This is a genomic window from Pricia sp. (assembly GCF_041745955.1).
Taxonomy (GTDB): domain Bacteria; phylum Bacteroidota; class Bacteroidia; order Flavobacteriales; family Flavobacteriaceae; genus Pricia.
In genome coordinates this window covers 1-19,140 of record NZ_JBGTHY010000514.1, presented here as the reverse complement: position 1 = coordinate 19,140, position 19,140 = coordinate 1, and the positions used below count along the sequence as shown (strand labels likewise).

26 protein-coding genes are annotated in these 19,140 nt (G+C 44.0%); 16 read left to right on the top strand and 10 right to left on the bottom strand.

Annotated features, from left to right (window positions below):
* The 3 genes from ACEW8S_RS18370 to ACEW8S_RS18360 form a co-directional block, all read left to right on the top strand.
* Positions 1–2,017, top strand: a 2,017-nt coding sequence (locus ACEW8S_RS18370) for a DUF5916 domain-containing protein (RefSeq protein ID WP_373519561.1), incomplete at its 5' end; no start/stop codon positions are given.
* 1 nt (position 2,018) lies between these two features.
* Positions 2,019–2,960, top strand: coding sequence for a DUF5829 family protein (locus tag ACEW8S_RS18365; RefSeq protein ID WP_373519560.1), 942 nt, complete (start codon positions 2,019–2,021; stop codon positions 2,958–2,960).
* A gap of 63 nt (positions 2,961–3,023) precedes the next feature.
* On the top strand, positions 3,024–3,830 hold the full coding sequence (locus ACEW8S_RS18360; RefSeq protein ID WP_373519559.1) for a hypothetical protein: 807 nt from the start codon (positions 3,024–3,026) through the stop codon (positions 3,828–3,830).
* A gap of 82 nt (positions 3,831–3,912) precedes the next feature.
* On the opposite strand, the gene ACEW8S_RS18355 is transcribed toward ACEW8S_RS18360, so the two are convergent.
* From ACEW8S_RS18355 to ACEW8S_RS18325, 7 genes are all read right to left on the bottom strand, one after another.
* A complete protein-coding gene (locus tag ACEW8S_RS18355) occupies positions 3,913–4,401 on the bottom strand; it encodes a hypothetical protein (protein ID WP_373519558.1) in 489 nt (162 codons plus the stop codon).
* Positions 4,402–4,500: 99 nt separating this feature from the next.
* On the bottom strand, positions 4,501–4,866 hold the full coding sequence (locus ACEW8S_RS18350; RefSeq protein WP_373519557.1) for a hypothetical protein: 366 nt from the start codon (positions 4,864–4,866) through the stop codon (positions 4,501–4,503).
* An 85-nt stretch (positions 4,867–4,951) separates the two neighbouring features.
* Positions 4,952–5,356: a Fur family transcriptional regulator gene (locus ACEW8S_RS18345; RefSeq protein ID WP_373519556.1), complete on the bottom strand. Its 405-nt coding sequence runs from the start codon at positions 5,354–5,356 to the stop codon at positions 4,952–4,954.
* A gap of 5 nt (positions 5,357–5,361) precedes the next feature.
* Positions 5,362–5,814, bottom strand: coding sequence for a hypothetical protein (locus ACEW8S_RS18340; RefSeq protein ID WP_373519555.1), 453 nt, complete (start codon positions 5,812–5,814; stop codon positions 5,362–5,364).
* 46 nt (positions 5,815–5,860) lie between these two features.
* The gene (locus ACEW8S_RS18335) at positions 5,861–6,301 is read right to left on the bottom strand and encodes a hypothetical protein (protein ID WP_373519554.1); all 441 of its coding nucleotides are present in this window, start codon (positions 6,299–6,301) and stop codon (positions 5,861–5,863) included.
* The gene (locus tag ACEW8S_RS18330) at positions 6,294–7,562 is read right to left on the bottom strand and encodes an ABC transporter permease (RefSeq protein ID WP_373519553.1); all 1,269 of its coding nucleotides are present in this window, start codon (positions 7,560–7,562) and stop codon (positions 6,294–6,296) included. The genes ACEW8S_RS18335 and ACEW8S_RS18330 overlap by 8 nt, the downstream gene beginning before the upstream one ends.
* Positions 7,559–8,185 (bottom strand): ABC transporter ATP-binding protein, encoded by a 627-nt coding sequence (locus tag ACEW8S_RS18325; RefSeq protein ID WP_373519552.1) that lies wholly within the window; start codon positions 8,183–8,185, stop codon positions 7,559–7,561. The genes ACEW8S_RS18330 and ACEW8S_RS18325 overlap by 4 nt, the downstream gene beginning before the upstream one ends.
* A gap of 110 nt (positions 8,186–8,295) precedes the next feature.
* Between ACEW8S_RS18325 and ACEW8S_RS18320 the strand changes: the two genes are divergently transcribed.
* The 8 genes from ACEW8S_RS18320 (at position 8,296) to ACEW8S_RS18285 (ending at position 14,370) form a co-directional block, all read left to right on the top strand.
* Positions 8,296–8,679 carry a MerC domain-containing protein gene (locus tag ACEW8S_RS18320; RefSeq protein WP_373519551.1) on the top strand — a complete coding sequence of 128 codons (384 nt, stop codon included), beginning with the start codon at positions 8,296–8,298 and terminating at the stop codon, positions 8,677–8,679.
* Between the two features lie 82 nt (positions 8,680–8,761).
* Positions 8,762–9,253, top strand: a complete 492-nt coding sequence (locus ACEW8S_RS18315) for an asparaginase domain-containing protein (RefSeq protein WP_373519550.1) — start codon at positions 8,762–8,764, stop codon at positions 9,251–9,253.
* Between the two features lie 5 nt (positions 9,254–9,258).
* Positions 9,259–10,176 (top strand): helix-turn-helix transcriptional regulator, encoded by a 918-nt coding sequence (locus tag ACEW8S_RS18310; RefSeq protein WP_373519549.1) that lies wholly within the window; start codon positions 9,259–9,261, stop codon positions 10,174–10,176.
* 298 nt (positions 10,177–10,474) lie between these two features.
* The gene (locus tag ACEW8S_RS18305) at positions 10,475–11,308 is read left to right on the top strand and encodes an RteC domain-containing protein (protein WP_373519548.1); all 834 of its coding nucleotides are present in this window, start codon (positions 10,475–10,477) and stop codon (positions 11,306–11,308) included.
* Positions 11,309–11,628: 320 nt separating this feature from the next.
* Positions 11,629–11,910, top strand: a complete 282-nt coding sequence (locus tag ACEW8S_RS18300) for a helix-turn-helix domain-containing protein (protein WP_373519547.1) — start codon at positions 11,629–11,631, stop codon at positions 11,908–11,910.
* Positions 11,911–11,916: 6 nt separating this feature from the next.
* Positions 11,917–12,600: a hypothetical protein gene (locus ACEW8S_RS18295; protein ID WP_373519546.1), complete on the top strand. Its 684-nt coding sequence runs from the start codon at positions 11,917–11,919 to the stop codon at positions 12,598–12,600.
* Positions 12,584–13,246 carry an ATPase gene (locus ACEW8S_RS18290; protein WP_373519545.1) on the top strand — a complete coding sequence of 221 codons (663 nt, stop codon included), beginning with the start codon at positions 12,584–12,586 and terminating at the stop codon, positions 13,244–13,246. The genes ACEW8S_RS18295 and ACEW8S_RS18290 overlap by 17 nt, the downstream gene beginning before the upstream one ends.
* Positions 13,247–13,248: 2 nt before the next feature.
* Complete coding sequence (locus ACEW8S_RS18285; protein WP_373519544.1) at positions 13,249–14,370, top strand: hypothetical protein; 1,122 nt, start codon at positions 13,249–13,251, stop codon at positions 14,368–14,370.
* Positions 14,371–14,522: 152 nt separating this feature from the next.
* Here the strand turns inward: ACEW8S_RS18285 and ACEW8S_RS18280 are convergent, their stop codons facing one another.
* Positions 14,523–15,029 carry a phosphatase PAP2 family protein gene (locus ACEW8S_RS18280; protein WP_373519543.1) on the bottom strand — a complete coding sequence of 169 codons (507 nt, stop codon included), beginning with the start codon at positions 15,027–15,029 and terminating at the stop codon, positions 14,523–14,525.
* Positions 14,981–15,331 carry a transposase gene (locus ACEW8S_RS18275; protein ID WP_373519542.1) on the bottom strand — a complete coding sequence of 117 codons (351 nt, stop codon included), beginning with the start codon at positions 15,329–15,331 and terminating at the stop codon, positions 14,981–14,983. The genes ACEW8S_RS18280 and ACEW8S_RS18275 overlap by 49 nt, the downstream gene beginning before the upstream one ends.
* 525 nt (positions 15,332–15,856) lie before the next feature.
* Here ACEW8S_RS18275 and ACEW8S_RS18270 point away from each other — a divergent pair.
* Entirely contained in the window at positions 15,857–16,267 is a 411-nt protein-coding gene (locus ACEW8S_RS18270; protein WP_373519562.1) for a DUF6326 family protein, read from the top strand.
* A 10-nt stretch (positions 16,268–16,277) separates the two neighbouring features.
* Positions 16,278–17,006, top strand: coding sequence for a DUF4386 domain-containing protein (locus tag ACEW8S_RS18265; RefSeq protein ID WP_373519541.1), 729 nt, complete (start codon positions 16,278–16,280; stop codon positions 17,004–17,006).
* Between the two features lie 216 nt (positions 17,007–17,222).
* On the opposite strand, the gene ACEW8S_RS18260 is transcribed toward ACEW8S_RS18265, so the two are convergent.
* Positions 17,223–17,858, bottom strand: coding sequence for an N-acetylmuramoyl-L-alanine amidase (locus tag ACEW8S_RS18260; protein WP_373519540.1), 636 nt, complete (start codon positions 17,856–17,858; stop codon positions 17,223–17,225).
* A 179-nt stretch (positions 17,859–18,037) separates the two neighbouring features.
* On the opposite strand from ACEW8S_RS18260, the gene ACEW8S_RS18255 reads away from it, so the two are divergent.
* The 3 genes from ACEW8S_RS18255 to ACEW8S_RS18245 all read left to right on the top strand — a co-directional run.
* Positions 18,038–18,325, top strand: coding sequence for a hypothetical protein (locus ACEW8S_RS18255; protein WP_373519539.1), 288 nt, complete (start codon positions 18,038–18,040; stop codon positions 18,323–18,325).
* 34 nt (positions 18,326–18,359) lie between these two features.
* Entirely contained in the window at positions 18,360–18,644 is a 285-nt protein-coding gene (locus tag ACEW8S_RS18250; RefSeq protein WP_373519538.1) for a hypothetical protein, read from the top strand.
* The coding region (locus ACEW8S_RS18245; protein ID WP_373519537.1) for a DUF3875 domain-containing protein at positions 18,631–19,140 on the top strand (510 nt) is incomplete at its 3' end. The genes ACEW8S_RS18250 and ACEW8S_RS18245, both read left to right, overlap by 14 nt.

Genomic DNA, 19,140 nt, shown 5'->3' with positions numbered 1-19,140 from the left:
TAGGTTCGAGCCCAATCAGGGCGGCAAATACCGGTATAAGACCGAAGTACGTTTTCTGTACGATGACAAAAATCTGTACGTAGGAGCTTATTGTAAAGATTCTTTAGGGCTAAAGGGGATTCGTGTGCAAGATCTGCGACGGGACTTCCTGTTCGGGGAGAACGACATTATCGCCATACAGCTCGATGCCCAGAACACCAAACAGTATGCGGTCTCTTTCCAGACCACCCCCTACGGCAACCAGCGGGACGCCCAGATTTTTAATGATAACAATACCGATAATGATTGGAACGCGCTGTGGTACGTAAAAACCGCTCGTACCGAAAATGGCTACTATGCCGAGTTTGCCATCCCGTTCAAATCCCTGCGCTATGACAGGCCCGAAGCGGGCAAGCCTGTGGAATGGGGACTCACCATGTTCCGGCTCGCCCGTAGGGAATATGAGCAGACCGTTTTTCCGGCCATCCCACAGGCCTACTCCCCTTACCGGATGACCTACGCGGCAAAGATAACGGGGCTGGAAGTGCCGCCCCCTTCGGCAAACATCCGTATCGAACCCTACTCGCTGTACCAGTTCGATGAATCGAAGAATGGAAATACGGTAACGGATTCCAATAACGATGTAAAGGTGGGCGGGGATGTCAAATGGGCCATTAATCCCAATGCCGTTTTGGACTTGACCATCAATACCGACTTTGCACAGGCCGATGTAGACCTTGCCGTGAACAACCTCGAACGCTTTAATATCTTTTTTCCGGAAAGGCGGCAGTTTTTCCTTGAAAACTCCGGTATTTGGGCAGGGGCCTCCGACCAGGCGGTAGTTCCTTTTTTTAGTAGGCGCATCGGACTTCAAGGTGGTTTTAACGCGGAACCAGCACCCTTGGATGTCGGTTTACGATTTACCGATAAGGACGAAAACAGGACACTTGCCGGACTGTACGTACATCAACGGGAGACGGAAAATTCGGCGGCGGCCAATTTCGGTATCTTCCGATATGCAAAAAACTACGGTGGGGAAAATAATGTAGGCGTGATGCTTACCCACCGTTTGGATGAATCGTATTCGGCATTGGGATTGGCCCGGGCAAATAACACGACCTTGACCATAGATGGCCTGATCCGGCCAAAAAACGAGCTGACCATTGAATATTTGGGAAGTGGTTCTTACGACGAGGCGACCGATACCCGGGGCGTTGCCGGAAAATTGTTTGCGGGCTATCAGGCCAACAACTTTTATGCGGGCTGGCTGACCAATTTTGTAAGCCGCGACTATCTGCCGGGGACCGGTTTTGTCTTTCAGAATAATGTTATACAGCATAATCCCGGCGGCTATTATATCTGGCGCCCAGAAAACATAAAATGGATCAGACGCTGGGACCCTGGGTTTTTTGCGGATTACTACCATGATTTTGAAAATCCCGGAAACTTTCAGCAGGCCAGTATCAATATTTTCCCAATTTTCACCTGGTTCAAGGACAATAGCTTTGCCCAAGTTTCCATGATACCCACTTGGCAGAACATCAACTTCGATTTTGCTCCCTTGGGCCTGGAGATCGCACCCGGTAATTATAGGTATACCCGGTATTTGCTGAGCTATAATACCGATCAGTCCAAGAAGCTTTCGGCTTCCATGACTTACCGGTTCGGCAACTTTTATGATGGTACCTTAAATACCGTAGAGGCCGGGCTGCGTTATGCGCCCATCCCGCAGATTTCTTTGTCAGGGAACTATGAGCACAATACCTTAAAGGAAATCGGCGTGGCAAACGCAAATTTACAGACCGACCTCTATACCGCGAACCTGCGCCTGGCACTCAACCCCCGGGTACAGCTATCTACCTTTTACCAGTACAACAGCTTTGATGAACAGGGCCGGTGGAACGTGCGCTTTAGTTGGGAGTACCTACCCTTATCGTTCATTTACCTGGTCTTCAACGAAAGCCGGACGGATGTTTTTGACCAGGTACAACAGAATACCCAGTTCATCAGTAAGATCACTTTTTTAAAACAGTTTTGAGATGAATTTAAAAAACACCGCTATTATTCTATCCATTACCATCCTTTTACTCGCCTGCGGGCAAGAAAGGAAGGCATCTGAAAATTCCTTGATCGACAAGGGTAAAGTACGAGCCCTTTTCGACAAAAATTCAAACAACGTACTTTTTAACCATTTGTATGTGGTTTTGGACAGCATTTCCTACGCCCGGTTTCGTTCCAATACGTTTCTAAAGGAATCCTATGCAGGTATGGATAGGGGGTTGCCGGATTTTGAAACCATCGACGACACCGTTTCAAGTATCTATCTCAGAGGGGAAAAACACTATCTGGAAATCCTTGGCCCGAACAACCGGTTCAACGAACCCGTAGGGCGCTGCGGTATCGGTTTTTCCTTGGACGGAAAGCATTCCCATTTCCTGAACAACAGCCCGGAACTCAAGGAAAAGAATACCAAGTTCCTGCAGGGAAGCGATACCGTGTCCATGACCATAAAAGGGAAGGAGCTAGTTTGGTACAGGCCTTTTTACACCTTTGGAATGAAGACCAATATGTACACTTGGTTTTCCTATTACAACCCTGAATTTTTGGAAGCGATCCATGGGGAAAAGTACCAAACCTATTCACAGGAAACTTTTTTAAAGAGCGCCTACGCGCCTGACAAATTGTTGCGAAATGTCGTGGCCATCACCTTGGGGTGCAACCCGGCCGATCACTTTCGAATGGGACGCGAACTACAACTTTTAGGTTGCCCCATGATGAAAGATGGGAAAAAAAACCCTGTTTTTAAGGTCGGGGATGTCTACATCAGGCTTATTTTAGACCACCGGCGAGAAAAGAGCGGCATTTTAAATATTGAGTCCACTTTACAACGTCCGGATAACAGGATACTCCAATTGGGTGGGCTCACCATCAAAAATGAGGAAAAAAAATCGCTTTGGACCTTCGATTTACCTTCACTATAATAGACATTACCTAAACTTAGGAAAAAGAAAAACATTATTATTTGAACCTTTAAACTATATATTATGAACACAAGAATGTTAGGTATTACTGCGGTTTTCCTTTTATTGGCCACGGGCTGTAAGGAAACGAAGAAAAACAATGTCGAAAACACAGCGGATCCCGAAATGGAAGCCGATTCCACCGTCCCCACCATTACCTTGGAAAAACTGGAAGGCTCGCCCGAATATGCGGAGGCCTCCCTAAAAATGATGAAGCCCACCACGGCCGAAATGGAAGCCGCAGGGGAAGCCGATTTTGCCTTTGAGGTCAACAATTACGAACTGGGCACCCAGACCGACAGCACGATGGCGGGCATGCTCGCCAATTCGGGCAAGGGGCAGCACATCCATTTTATTTTGGACAATCAGCCCTACTCCGCCCATTACGAGCCGGAATTCAAAAAGGAAATCCCTTCGGGTACGCACTATCTGGTCGCTTTTTTGAGCCGCTCCTACCACGAGTCGGTCAAGAACGAAAACTCCTTCGTGGCCAAAAAAATGACCGTGGGCGAGGCAACGGATGATATGGAGGTCAACTTTGAAGAACCCACCTTGATCTACAGCCGCCCCAAGGGCGAGTATAGCGGTGCCGATACCGAAAACCTATTGCTGGATTTCTTCCTGCTCAACACCACCCTGTCCGAAGACGGCAACAAGGTACGCGCTACGATCAACGGGGAGGAGTTTATGGTCACCGAATGGGCACCACAGGTCATCAAGGGCCTACCGAAGGGCGAAGTGACCATCAAGTTGGAATTGCTGGATACCGAGGGAAATTTGATTCCCGGCGGATTCAATAATGTGACCCGAACGGTAACGCTAAAAGAATAACGGCGATAGCTAATTTCTTAAACCAAAAAATTCCGTGTAGCGCCTACACGGAATTTTTCTTTTATGGGGTTTGGGATTCTTATTACTCTTCCATCCCGTTGGCCATTTTTTGCCTCATGGCCTGATGCTCGTTCATCATCATGTCATGTTCTTCCTCCATAGTGGCATGCTCGCTCATCATCTCATCATGGCCTTCCTTCATTTCTTTAATCTGGGCCTCCATTTCAACGTCGCTCATCTGATCAAAATCGGCCTTAAGATCTTTATGCCCTTCGATAATTTCGCCATGGCTTTCTATGATGGCATCGTGGTTTTTAAGAATGACCTCGTGCTTGGCCACATCTTCCAGGATAGTAGAATCTTGCACTTCCATACCTTCGAGTTCTTGGGTGAACCTTTGGTGTTCCGCCATCATCTCTTTATGGATTTCCTCAAATTCTTGATGGACGGTCTCTACACTGTCATTTTCTTTCATCAAGGTATCGAACTGTGCGCTAAGGTCTTTTTTCTTATCGTCGCAACCGACTGCGACCAAAGCTGTTGTAAATAATAGGATGACTAGTTTTTTCATAATTCTTGAATTAAAGTTAATAGATAAAGTAATAAAATTTAGGTTGAATCTTTACTGTTTCAAATAAGTTTTTAGCTGCAATAACAACAATTATGAGGTTCACTCCTTTCTTTTCATCAAATAATGACAAATCGTGCTATCGTCGGTGTCAACCACATACGCCTGTACAAACTCAAATCCATTTTTGTTCATAAAATTTAGCGCGTCTATCATGGAGTTGAACTTAATGCGCTTTCCATCTTCATCTTCTATCCGGGTCTGTTTGCTTCCGCTAAAAAAATTGGTATCCTGCCCGAAGTCGATTTCCACATTGACTTTGTGGCTTAACGCCCTGGCCGTGACTACAATTTCAATATATTCCACATCTATTTCGCCAATGGGTCGATCATTGACCTTTATACCTTGAGACGATACCGTCAGAATACCTAGCATGAATACTGCTAGAACCAGAAACTTTTTAATCATAAATAAACTTTAGGTTTATCAAGCCATATTTGTCACTAAATCTTGTCTGCAAAATTTAAACCAAAGTGAAGCAATGAATCAAAAATCAGCAATTGGGACAAGTCCCATTAATCAGGATATTGACCGACCTTGGTTGGAATCCTTCGGGAACTTTTATGGATTTCTCCTCCGTCTTATTCAGGCAATATGTGTTATGGCAGGAGTCGCATAAAAAATGGAGGTGGTGGTGTTGGGAGCGGTTGTCGCCATAGGCATATTTGGCAACTCCCGAGGCATCTTCGATACGGTGCAACAGGCCTACCTGTTCAAAACGGTTCAAGTTTCGGTAAATGGTGGATTTATCGGCGGTGTTTCCGGTTAGAGCATCGAAGTCGGTGTATGATAGCGAATGGTCGGTTTCCAAAAATCGGCCGAGCAGGGCAATCCGCAACGGGGTGCGCTTTAGTCCTTTTCGGGACAATAGCTTTTTTACGTCTTCTTCGTTCTTCATTTTCTTTATTTCAGGGTAAACGCATCGGCGTCTTCGATGATATAATAACAATGTTCCGGGTCATCAGTATTTAACAGGAGCGTACCGGCAACGGATAGGACATCGTCCGTCTTAAATTTGGGCGGGTTGGAAAACCGCAGTTCCACCACCGTCTCAGGCCCCCCGTTGCCACAAAAAAAACAGGAGGCCATCGGGTTTTTTGACAGCATGTAGGCCGATTCCGAGGCGTCCAACGCCAAAAAATAGCCGTTCAGCGTTACCTCCTTTCCTTCGAGTTCCGCCATGTTCTTTCGGAACGTGGCATTCAAGAATCCCGGTATGCTATTACCTTCCTTAAATTCAACGCCGTGGGCCAGGTCCTCCCAATCCAACGAAACTTGGGAGACCGCATCCTGAAAAAACAACACCAATAGTACGATCATAACACCTTTTAATACGACGAATTTCCTTATAAACATAAGTACCTTTTTATCCCTTTTACCAAGAACAACAAGGTACAAAAAACTATTTTTCCAATACGCCGGTCGATTCCTTCAAGATATAGTTGAGGCTGTTGACATTGTTGGCGTTCAGTTGCAAGGTGCCCGTTACCGTAACAATCTGGTCGGTCTTAAAAATGGGTTTTTCGATAAAACGCGCTTCCACGATGGTCTCCGGGCCGGCCGCACCGCAAAAAAAGCACTCTGCCATCGGGTTTTCGGAGACCAGATAGATGTCCCCTTCCCCCGAAATATCCAAAAAATAGCCCGTAATGCTTACTTTTTGTCCTTCATAGGCCTTGAGGTCCTCCCCGAACTTGGGCGTTAGAAAATGGATTTCGTACTCTTCGCTGTAGACCGGTTCAAAATTGACATCGGCAAAATCTTCCCAGGTCAATTTTTTTTGCGCCTGCGTTTGAATACCCAAGAGGATGGTCAATATCAATAATAGGAAATGCTTATTCATCGGACAGTATTTTTGAAATGTTCAACTTAAAAATGGAAAGCGAGGCCAAAAAAACGGCCAATACCGTAATCAGTACAATACATACAAACAGCAGGGCCTCCGTCGCGGTAGGCATGGGCATCGTGAGGTCGTACCCATAGGCGGACCGGGTATGGCCCGAAAGGCCCCATAGGCCCAACCGGCCCAGCACCCATCCCATGAAGAAACCCGAAACCGCCAAGAAAAGTCCCTCCAGCAGTACCGTCCAGAGCAATTGCAAGGTAGTGGCCCCATAGGTGCGCAACAACGCCAGTTCTTGCCGCCGTTCGCGAACGGCCTTCAACAGCCCGATAAAAATACTGAGCCCGGATACCAAAAGTATGGCCAACGCAATGGCGTTCACGGTACGGACGCCGGTTCCCAAAAGTCCTAACAGGCGTTGGATTTCAAAATTGGGCAGGGCAGCCTGCATGTTGGTGTTCTCGTTGATGAACCGGGGCAGTTGTACCAGCCCCAAGGGATTCCTGAACTTGATGAGCATAGCGGTAATCTCACGGTGGTCCTCCCCGCTTTCATGTTCATCGGGGCCTTCTTCTGCATGGTCGGCACTTTCCCCTTCATGTTCATCGAGTTTTTCTTTTACATGACCAAGGCTTTCCCCTTCATGTTCATGTACTTCCCATATACTTTCCAGGGGCGTTACGATAAGCTGGTCCACCACGGTACCGGTAGGCTTTAAAATGCCCTTCACGACGAACGGATGCCCATCGTGGGCATCCATGGCATTTTCCGCCAGCCCGTGCGAACTCACAAAGGTATCGCCGATTTCCAGTTGCAGCTGCTGATAGGCACGGTCGCCCAGTACCACTTCCAAGGGTTCTTGAAACAGGGAACCGGATGCCAATGTTGCGCCATAAAGGCCAAGATAGGTGGTATCGGTGCCCAGAATGCGATGGCCCTTATAATTGTCTCCATAGGAAACAGGGACGGCCTTGGCGATCAACGGATTTTTGGCCAGTGCCTCCGCCTCTTGCAAGGCGATGTTTCCCGTCGGTGCATCGATATGAAGCACGGACGAAAGCACCAATTGAAGTGGACTTCCCTTGGCCCCGACCACCATATCCACCGGTCTGATGTTCCGGTCGAGATTTTTACCCACCTGTCCGCTCAATTGCAGCATAAACGTAACCAAGGCAATACTTAAGACCAATAAAAGAAGGCTCAGGAGCGCATTCAGCGGTTTGGAGACCAGATTCTTATAGGCCAGTTTGGTCAGGTTCATAGCTCAAGATGATCGGTGAACATTTCCTTGACCCTTTGGTCATGGGTAATGATGATAAGATTGGCGTTGGCCAGACTAGCTTCTTCCTTTAGCAGGCCTACCACTTTTTCACAGTTGCCATCGTCCAGATCCGAGGTCGGCTCATCGGCAAGTACTATTTTTGGTCGGTGGATAAGCCCCAGGGCGATGGAGAGGCGTTGCCGTTGCCCCTCGCTGAGCTCCTGTACTTTTTTGGGCAGCTGGTCTGCGATCCCCAGGCGTTCGGACAGTTCCGTCATACGTTCGGTGTCCGGCCGTTTATCCGGGAAACATTGGCGCAGGGCAAGGTTCTCGGCCACTGTCAGCGATTTTACAAAGTAGCTTTTTTGAAATACGGCCCCAATATAGCGCCCCCTAAAATCGTCCAGCTCTTTTCTGGAAAAGATACTGATGTCCGTATCCCCAATATGGATGCTGCCCGCTGCCAAGGGCAGTAGGCCCGACAAAAGATGCAGCAAGGTGGTCTTTCCCACCCCGGATGGCCCCAGCACCAAAAGATGCTTGCCTTCCGATAGTACTATATCCGGAAAACGGAACCCTTTGCCGTTGGGATATGAAAATTGAAGTCCATGGGTCCTGAGCATAGTAAAGTTTTGGCAAAGATAGCAAAAAGACTTAAATGCGATTAAGTTGCATTTGATTTCGAGAAGTGCTAGTTTTGCCCGCTAAAGTTCGTTCCATTAAAATCCGTTCCATGAAGCTCAACAACCAGACCTACGACCTGATCGCCCTTACAAGTTCGGTACTGTGTGCCATCCATTGTGTCGCAGTACCCATCGTCCTATCGTTTTCTGCCTTGGGCAGCCTCCATTTTTTGGGGAATCCATGGATAGAATGGTCTTTTATCCTCTTTGGCCTGTTGTTGGTACTTGTATCGCTCTGGCCCAGCTATCTAAAAATACATGGTTCAAAAAAACCCTTTGTTTTTGCGAGTATCGGTTTTTTCTTCATTGCCATCGGCCGTCTAGATTTTTCGGCATGGTGGGAAACGGGAAATACGGTACTTGGTGCTTTTATGGTCGCCTATGCGCACTATAGAAATTGGAAACTCCTACGGGAAAAACCCCATCGGCATTGATTATGGAAATCACTTATCTAAAGAGACGGATTGTACCGGATAAGAATTTCTATCTCAATAGTATGAACGAACATTTCAAATCATGATACATATTATAACTACAGGAGGCACAATTGAAGGAATTGATAAGGATTCAAAGGAAAATGAACTTAAGAGTTGCCAAGTCTTACTTGAGGATTTTCTTAGTTCGGCAAATGTTTCATTCTCCTTTACTATCGAGAATGCTTTCAAAAAAGATAGCCGCTCTATATCGCCCGAAGATAGAAAAATACTGGCCGACAAAATCAAATTCTCGGAAGCGAACAAAATCCTGATAACCCACGGTACTTTCACCATGGAAGATACCGCAAAATATTTAGGACGCCATAAACTGAAAAAAATAATTGTCTTAACGGGGTCTTTTGTTTTAGGGTCTTCCGCTAACACCGATGCGCCCTTCAACTTAGGCTATGCAATTAGCTCTCTACGATTTCTAAAACCGGATGTATATGTTGCTATGAACGGGGAAATTTTTCATTGGAACAATGTTACCAAAAACTTGGAAACCAACAAATTTGAGCGTAAAAATGACTAATAAGAATGTTTGGAACTTCGATACATTGGACAACGTTTTTCTATCTTTTGATAGACACCGTTCTTTTGATATTCGCCATTTTCCATTCTTCAAGAAGTCAATACAACAACCTGAACAGATATTTGATATTGGCCGGATTATTTGTTCTGTACAATCTTTCCGGAGGATTTCTACCATTCGATAGTTTTCCAGGACGATTTATACTACAGTACATTATTACCTATGGGGTGGCCTTGACCATGGGCATTTATTTGTTTCATTACATCTACAGGGAATATGATATTCAACTACTAACCGTTCATCTGACGATTTCGAATATTTCCATCTATGCTACGCTATGTTTTTTCGGGTTATATCTTTTGCCGTATTATTTTACCAATTCCATCGATATAGCCCGTGTCTGCTTTACGGTTCCGGTATCTCTTATTTGCCTGTATTTCCTATGGGAATTTTACAAAAGGATTTCGAAACCCAAAAACCCCAATAAATTTGTCCTGCGCCGTAACAAGCTTTCGCTTCTAAGTGTAAGCTGTATGGCCCTCTTGCCTATCTTGACCGTAATAGGTGACTACCAATGGTTAACGTTCACGATAGTGAATACCTCGTTTTATGCCATAACGGCAATAGAGATTGACAGGTACCACTATTTTTTGGAGCACAAGAAAAAAATGAGTGCATTGTTGAATTATTACAAAACTGCAAGGGATAAAGAAATAACCCCCAAATTTTTCGATCGGGGCCTGACCGGAAGGGAAATCGAAATTGCATTGTCGGTTTTGGACAAAAGGTCTTATAAAGAAATTGGAGAGGAATATTTTATTGCGGAAAAAACAGCATCAAAACACGCATCAAACTTTTTCAAAAAAATGGGAGTAAAGAATAGAAGAGAATTTTTGGAGCGTTTTGGCGAAAAGAAAAAATAGCTTCAAATTAATGCCGTTTCTTCTTACCTGTTGGTTATTAGGAAGAAAGGATGATTACGTATGAAAATACGTTATAGCTCGTAGTCATTTACGTAATGTTCGGGTGTTTCACAAGTTGGTATTTCTTATCTTTAGTTAACAACTTCCTAATCTAAAATAGTGTAATGAAGAACGAGGATATCATTGACCATTCCCTCAAAAACCATCTGTGTAAAAAACTGGATTTTTTCAGGCCACCTAGTTGACTTTCCTAAAACTTCCTTAAGCAGTTGGGACAAAACCGTTTCAATGGAAGGCTATGGAACTAAAATCGCTATCGCAAGAACTGATTGAGCAACTGGACGAAATTGAAATTCAGAACGAAGATATTATAGAAAGATCATTCCGTTCAATTGAAGTCTGCCGTAATCTGCTCAGTACATTTAAAAAAGACATCTTGAGAAACGGGTTTGAATCGGAACACGATGAAATCCATTTTTTTAAGGTCACCAAGCAAATTCCTTTAATTCAACTGATTTATTTTTCAGAAATACATTCGTTTGAAATCCAATTCCCCAAAGCGGACAGGGAAAGCCAAAGAAAGTGCATTAAGCGAAAAATCGACAAACTCAATCGGTTCTTTCTCTATAATTTGGATTTTGGCCGGTATGTGGATTCAGGGACCACCCACTTTGACAAAGAATATTATACAAGGGACTATCTGGACACCTTCCATATCACTACTTCAAAATTCTACTTTCAGGACCCGGAATTCTGTACCCCTAGGGACATGCTATTGGGCAAGTACAAAGCCTATAATTCCTTGATAACCTATTTGGACAACCGGCTTTTCAAGCTTGAAAACTCCATAACCGACAAAATGGTAATCAATCCATCAAAAAAATTGCACTGGCCGTTTAGTAATGCGGATTTTGTAGAACTTCTTTACGCGCTATATGCCAAGGGTCTGGGCAGGAAGGATAAGCTTAGCATAATGGAGGTTTCCAAAAGGCTTCAGCAAATATTCGACTTTACCCCCAAGGACATTTACAAAACCCATCAAAGCATTAAGGGCAGAAAGAACAGCAGGACCTTGTTTCTTGACGAGTTGGCAACTTCCCTGCTCGATGACATGGGCAAAAGCGAGGGGTAACGCCTCAATCCCATCCTTTGATTTTCTTTTCAAACTGTTAAAATACGACCGTAGTACGGTCGACCTACGGTAATGCGGTTTTGGTGCAATCTTTCATTTAATTTGGATTGTTTTGACGATAAATCCCATTGGGAAATATATCAAAACGGGTTAAAACCCATCAAATTTCAAGATGTTAAATTTTGACCGTACTACGGTCGTACTGGTAAAGAAAATCCAATAATACACTTCAAATTTGCAGAACGAAAGTCAAATCCTGTAAAGGGCTATCAAATTAGTTGACAGCGATGCGATAGCCCTTTCTTTAAAACCGTTCTACTATGCCCACAAGCATCATTACCACAGACGACCTTCGGGAATTCAAGATGGAATTGCTCGATGACATTAAAAAACTAATTGCCAAACAAGCTACGGGAAATCTCAAAAAATACCTGAAATCTTCAGAAGTGATGGATGCGCTACAAGTAAGCCCGGGCACTCTACAAAACCTACGTGTGAACGGTACGTTGCCCTACACCAAAGTAGGCGGTATTATCTACTACGATGCCGAGGAAATACAGTCCGTGATGACGGCAAATCGGGTGCAACATAAAGTCGATTAGGAATGTATGAACTACATAAAACACTTGAACGCGGTCTTTCAGCAATTTTCAATGGATTCCCGATTGAACCCGACCCATATCAGCCTATATGTCGCGTTGTTCCAGTTCTGGAATATCCACCGCTTTCCCGAGGTTTTCTATATCAACAGGGAAGAAGTAATGGCAATGGCAAAAATAGGGTCAAAAGCAACATACCACAGATGCCTAAAACGATTGGACGATTGGAAATACATCAAATATTTACCATCCCATAATCCGTACAAAGGCAGCCAAATCAAGATGCTCAAATTCGGTACAAGTGGTGGTACAAGTATCGATACTAGTAGTGGGACAACTACCGGTACAAGCACCGAACAAGTAGTGGGACAAGCATTGGTACCTAATACAAACATTAATAAACAAATAGAAAACGATTATAAACATAAGCTACCCAAAAATGAAAATATGGTTTTGGATTTTTTCAAAAAAAAGAAATGGCCACCTATCGAGGCTAAAAAATTCTTCAACCATTACACCTCGATTGGGTGGAAGGTCGGCGGAAAAATAAAAATCGTCAATTGGCAGGCCTCGGCCGAAAACTGGATGCTAAAAGCTGCTGAAATAAAAAAACAACAAAGGGTAAAAGAACCGTCTCAAAATCGGGACAACCTCAAAACCACAAAAAGCAAAGACTATGGACAACCCCTCTAAAATCGTCGAATGCGGCGTGGAATATTCCCTTGGGAAGCTCGACGGTAAAAACGTGCTCTATGACTTCGACAAAATCCTGATATACCTGAACGCCAAGGGCAAGCTTCTCTTTGGCCAACATTTCAGGATTTACGATGTAGACACCGAAATCGTTCGCCAATTATGCCACTATTTTATCAAGGACAAAGCCAATTGCCAAAAGGACGGTATCGACCCTGAAAAGGGAATATTACTATCTGGTCCAGTGGGCTGTGGCAAGACGAGTTTGATGAAACTGCTAAAATATTTGGTTCCCCTACAACGCCCTTACTTAATGGCACCTTGCCGAAATATAGTATTTGGCTTCAACCATTTGGGCTATAAAATAATCGAGGATTATGGAGACAGCAGCCCTATCTGCTTTGATGATCTAGGCGTTGAGCCAATGGGCCGTCACTATGGGAAGGACTGTAACGTGATGGGCGAAGTACTGCTCTCACGCTATGAACTGTATTTGCAAACCAAGTCGAAGTTGAAGACCCACGCGACCACCAACCTCAATGCGGAAGAGCTTGAAGAACGTTATGGCAACCGTGTACGTAGCCGGATGCGGGAACTGTTCAATCTGATTGCTTTTGATGAGAATACTAACGATAAACGTAAATAGATATGAAAATAGCCACTTTTAACATCCAGAACTTGTTCCATCGGGACAGAAGCCTTCTAGAAAAACCATACGGTAAATGTGTTACCGATTGGGTCAAAGAACTTGATGAATTGATGGTGGGAAACAACCGCGTATCAAGTAATGCGGAACGAATACAAGAACTGGCGTTCCTTTTAGGCTTCGACAAAACCTTTGATGTTCCCTATGCCGTAATGCGTAGACGGGCGGGATTCCTTTTTTTGAAAGGAATGGACTATTCCAAAGAACTGAAGTCCGGGGAACTTACCGATTGGAACGGATGGATAGCCTTGCAGACCGCACCATTAGATCCGATGGCCGTAAAAAACAAGGCCAAGGTCATTTCTCAAGTTAATCCGGATATTATGCTCTTGCAGGAAATCGAGGACAGGGCTTCGCTGGAAGAATTCAATGCCCAGCTGTTGCCCCAATCTGATGGCGAACCATTCCAGGAAGTGGTAGTAGTTCAAAGTAGCGACAAGCGGGGTCAGGAAATGGGTATACTGTTAAAAAATGGTCACAGAATTAAATCGGTTAGAACTCATTGTTTTGGTTTGGGCGATAACCCCAACCCAAAAAAGGAGTTCTTTCAATACGAAATCGGCACACCATCCCGTCAAACCATTTGGCTATTGGCCGCTCAATTGCAAGAAGAAACCAAGGACAAGGAAATATCCGATGCCTTTCGCAAAAAAGAGGCTCAAAGGATTGCCGATGTTTACCATGAACTTCGGGAAAGTGGACAAAAAAATATTATAGTTGCAGGAACACTTAACGCAGTCTCTTACTGCGATTCGCTTTCGCCCTTATTTCGCGATACCAAAATGAAGGATGTTACCAGACACCGATTGTTCAAGGCGGATTTTGACGAGGGCCGGGACGCTAATTATTTCCGCTTGGGCGCGTACCGTATGGGGGTAAATATCAAGCAGAAAGATTATCTATTACTTTCGCCAAACCTGTTTGCCAATGTTAAGGATAGCGGTCTTAACCGTAAAGCGGTTTGGCCCGATAAAAAGCCGATGTGGTCTGTCTATCCATCGATGCAATACAAAAAACAGGCTGCAAGTGAGCATCCTGCGGTTTGGGCTTGGATCAATGTTTAGCTTTTAGCTCTGATAAGAGGTTGGCTTTAAGGAACTGCCAAAAAAGACCGAGGATGGCACTTTGATGCAAAAAAAATAGTAAAACAACCATGAATTTTTTAAAAAAAACGGGAACTTTTTAACTCTTGGATATTTGGATGGTGGTCGGCGATTTATTCTTGTTCCCGCAGGTTTTGGCTAAATCTCCGAATAACCTCGTTCCCGACTTCGGTTCCGACCTTGAGTCCTACCTCATTGTCGGTCCGGAAATGAACGCCCCCTTCAAAGCGTGATTCGGAACATTCCAAGGCTAGGTTACGAAACAGCTTACCGTCTTGCGGGAAGATAAATGACAGTACACTGGCCAACGATCCGGCAACGGTAGTGTGACCGGCCAGATAACCCGGGAAGTTCGGGGTGTCGACCAATATCGGCTCGAATTCCGGATCGTACTGGAACGGGCGGATGCCCCAATAATGGTATTTGCCGTCCCAAGCAGCTATGGTGGCGTCGAACCTTGCGGTATGGAAAACCGCATTGGCGAACGCCGATTCCAATGCATCCAGATCGTACTCCAGTATTTTACGCTCGACGAGATTATCCCAAACGGGTTCGCTTTTCCACTTCCAGGCTATATCGCTAGACTTGTATTCCTCGTTGAACCGTCTAAGTTCTTCCATATCCGCCGACTTTCCATGGACGTGTTCACCTTTATCGGAGCCGAGTCCACCGCCTGGGTATGGCTGGATACCATCCCGCTATCGACGCACAGGGCGAATACCTTGTTGAACAAGGTCGCGAAAAGGGATTCCGGGTAGAGTTGCCTCGTCCTGCTGATAGTCGAGTGCCATGGCAGTTCTTCGTCCAGGTCATAGCCCAGAAAATAGAGCACGTCCATTCGCATACTACAATGTTCCACCAGTTTTTGGTCGGAGGTGATGTTCTCGAGGTAACCCGTGATCAACAGCTTGAAAAAGACCACGGGGTCGATCGAGGGGTTACCGGTCCTGCCATAGAGTTCCTTAGTATCCCTATAAAGAAAGCTTAGGTCGAGCGTTTCGCGGAGCCTTCCATAGAGATTTTCCTTCGGGATCCGGTCCGATAACCGGAAGCTGAGGAACAGTTTTCGGTATAGTTCTTTCTTCCTTTCATACCTTCAATTTACGGATTTCCGCACATGGATGAAAGCAAAAAATGGTGTTTGTTGGAGTTCTGCAACAGCCACTTCCGTTTTACAGTACCGTGGAAACTTAGAATTTCGACTTCAAATTCTATCCGGTATCCTGTAACAAATTTCATGTAACTGCGACTTATCCTATTATAAACAAAACAGTTATAGATTGGATAGAAGAATGTCAACGGCTTGTTCTATTTCGACCATATATATATTCATGATTCGTTATTGGAAAAGAAAGGATTTATCGGAAGCTGGGCAACTATTTCCAGTGAAGCTGCGTCTCTATATTTAGAGAAACGATTGAAATTAAACAACCAACGAACATATAAAATGCTAGAAAACCCAAAAGTGAATATCAAGATCAAACTTTCTGCCCTTTGGGCATCAGTCCTGTTTTGTTATTTATATGGTGATTATTTTGAACTTTACGTTCCCGGCAAAGTTGATAGCCTTTTGACCGGCGCGAATATTTTGGATAGTCCGACCAAGTTACTGATAGCATCCATAGTATTGGCAATTCCTTCGATAATGGTCACTTTATCGATTCTTCTAAAACCCAGTATCAATCGAATCCTGAATATCGCTTTCGGAATATTATTTTCATTGATGATGTTGTTCATAGCAATCAACTCATTGACCGCATGGTATGCTTTTTATGTCTTTCTTGCAATATTGGAAAGTCTGATTACATTCTTAATCGTTTGGTATGCTTGGAAATGGCCAAAACAACCAAAAATTTAATTATAGAACTATGACATCAAGAAACAGGACGGCTAGAGTGGCAGGGATACTCTATTTGATTTTAATTATAGGCGGTATAATCAGCCTTGCATACATTCCTTCCCAGTTAATTGTTCGGGAAAGTACGTCAAAAACATTTGAGAACATATCAAATTCTGAAATGTTGTTTCGGCTGGGGATTGTTAGTGGTATTATCACTTTTCTGATTTACATACTTTTACCGTTGGCCCTGTACAAACTATTGCAAGAAGTGAATAAGGCTTACGCCGGCCTTATGGTAATATTTGCATTGGTCAGTGTGCCCATTTTTTTTGTGAACATCCTGAACAAATTCTCTGTCCTGACCCTAATCGACAAGGTGGCATATTTGGAACAAATGGGGGAGGCAGACCTTCAAACACAAGTAATGTTTCACATCGACAGTTATAACAACGGACTTGAACTCTCGCAAATATTCTGGGGTCTTTGGCTGTTCCCTTTTGGATATTTAGTGTACAGATCAGGTTTTTTACCCAAACTTCTAGGGATTCTTTTAATGGCCGGTTGTTTTGGTTATCTGATAACGTTTTTTGGAGGCTTCCTATATCCGGATTTCCACAAAACGATACTTTCAGATATCGTTGGGTATCCCGCTCCTATTGGGGAAATCGGAATCTGTTTGTGGCTTTTAATTATGGGAACCAATAAACTGAACTTTCGTAAGACTGTAGGTGCTAATGCAACTCATGTAAAGCCATAGTCCAACTCGTCGGAGTCTCTATATTTCCCCCGTTCCATAAAGAAATGTTTTACGTGCCTAAATTATAGCATATTGCGAAATGTTTCTTCACAAGAGAAAAGCTATCAATCATTTCTCCCAAACCACATCCTCAGAATTTTTAAGGATTCCGAAATAAATACTTTAAGTAGCACTTTTAGATTCACGAACACATCTTCAAATAATTCCCTCATAACTTCATAACTCAATTTTCAATCCACTTAGAACCGACAACGCAAGCGCAAGTAAATTCTCATCCTCAGTCAGATGTTGCACTTCATCCAGATTGGAGAGGAAACCCAATTCTATCAATACCGCAGGGCAATAATCCACCGTTTCCCTCAATACTTGAAAGTTGGCAAGCTTCACACCCCTGCTTTTAAAACCGATGTTCTGCTTTATCCCTTTTTGAAGCTGATGCGCAAAATGGATAGATTCTCGAATATGTTTCCCTTTTGTGGCTACATATACTTCTAAACCCTTTGCATCCGCGTTGCCGGAATGATTACAATGCAAGGAAACGAATATGTCGGCATTTAAACTTCTTACCATTTTTGCCCTATCCCCCAATGAAATAAGAGTATCGGTATTTCTCGTTAGATATATTTCATAGGATTTCTCGAATAGATTTACATTGAGATTTACTATTTCCTTTGCAATTTTCAGCACCATATCCTTTTCCTGAACCCCATTGATACCGTTTGCCCCGGAATCGGTTCCGCCGTGTCCAGGGTCAATAACGATAATAGTTTTTTTGCCATCGATTGACTGACCAAAACTATCCATTGGCATTAGCCAGAAAATGGGAATCAAAAAAGTGAGCAATCGAATCATAAAATTTTCTTTGACTGCACAATTTTTAAAGAATCGAATCAATCCCTAAGAATCTTCCAAGGTTTAACAGGTTTTCAAGTTAAAGTTTGGGGATTTTCTTCCCTCAGTATCATTCCTTAATAGATTTCGCAAAAGTTTATTCATCAACCGCCCTCATCAGGCATCAAAAACGAACAGTTATGAAAAAATCAATTCCCATGTTGATCGGGTCGCTGCTTACCGCTGCGCCCGCTTTTGCACAAATCGGTGGTATCGAAGATTCGGTAAACGATGTTTCCGATACCATTAGAACAATCTTCCCCATAATCCTCGGTGTCATCTTCCTTATCGGTTTCCTGTTCAACGCCGGGCATTTCTTCGGGGAAAACGCCGACCTCAAAAAAGGGATTACCCGCGTCCTGGTCTTTGTACTCATTGCAGGGGCGGTCGTGGGCATCTTTACTTATCTAATCTCGATCGTAGTCTAATGAGTCCCATCGAGCGCTCAACAAGCCAAGCACTATGAAAAAATTCGAGGTCTATAGGAACATCAGGAAACGGGCGGTCATTTTCGGACTGCCCATTTCATTGTTCGCCTTGATGATGATTTCCATAATCGCTTCGCTCTTGGTCATCATCTTCTCGTTCAGTTTCGGAATCATTATCGGCATATTGATTCTCAATTCGACATTGTTTATCGCTTTGACACGAATGGCAAACAATCCGCAGCTTTTCCAGATAGCAAAAGCTTTCCCAAAAATTATTAGTAACAAAAGAAACTCCGGCTTCGACTATGAAGAAGATTAACCTATCGGCATATCGGCCCATTACGGATATCCGAAACAATATCATATTTGCCAATAATGGTAATGTGGTTCTGTGCTATGAAGGGATATTACCTGAAATCTATTCCCTTTCCGAAAAGGATTTTGAGGATATACACGGGGCTTGGTTTCAGGCGTTAAAATCATCACCCACAGGATGCGTGGTACACAAACAGGACATTTATCTCAAGAAGTCCTATTCCGCCGAACAGCTATCCAACACCACTTTTTTGGAAAAGGCGACCCACCATCATTTCAAGGGACGGGAGTACATGGAGCATAGGTGCCTCCTATTTTTTGTCCTGACCAAAAACAAGGCATTGAACAATCCCAAGTATGTCAATCCGTTCCGCAAGGTTTCCAAAGATATTGTACACAAACTGGATGACAATGTGAACAGTTTTATCGGTTCGGTCAGCGATTCAGTGTCCTTCATCAACAACAGCCGTATGGCATTTGTCTCTCTTAAAACAATTGAA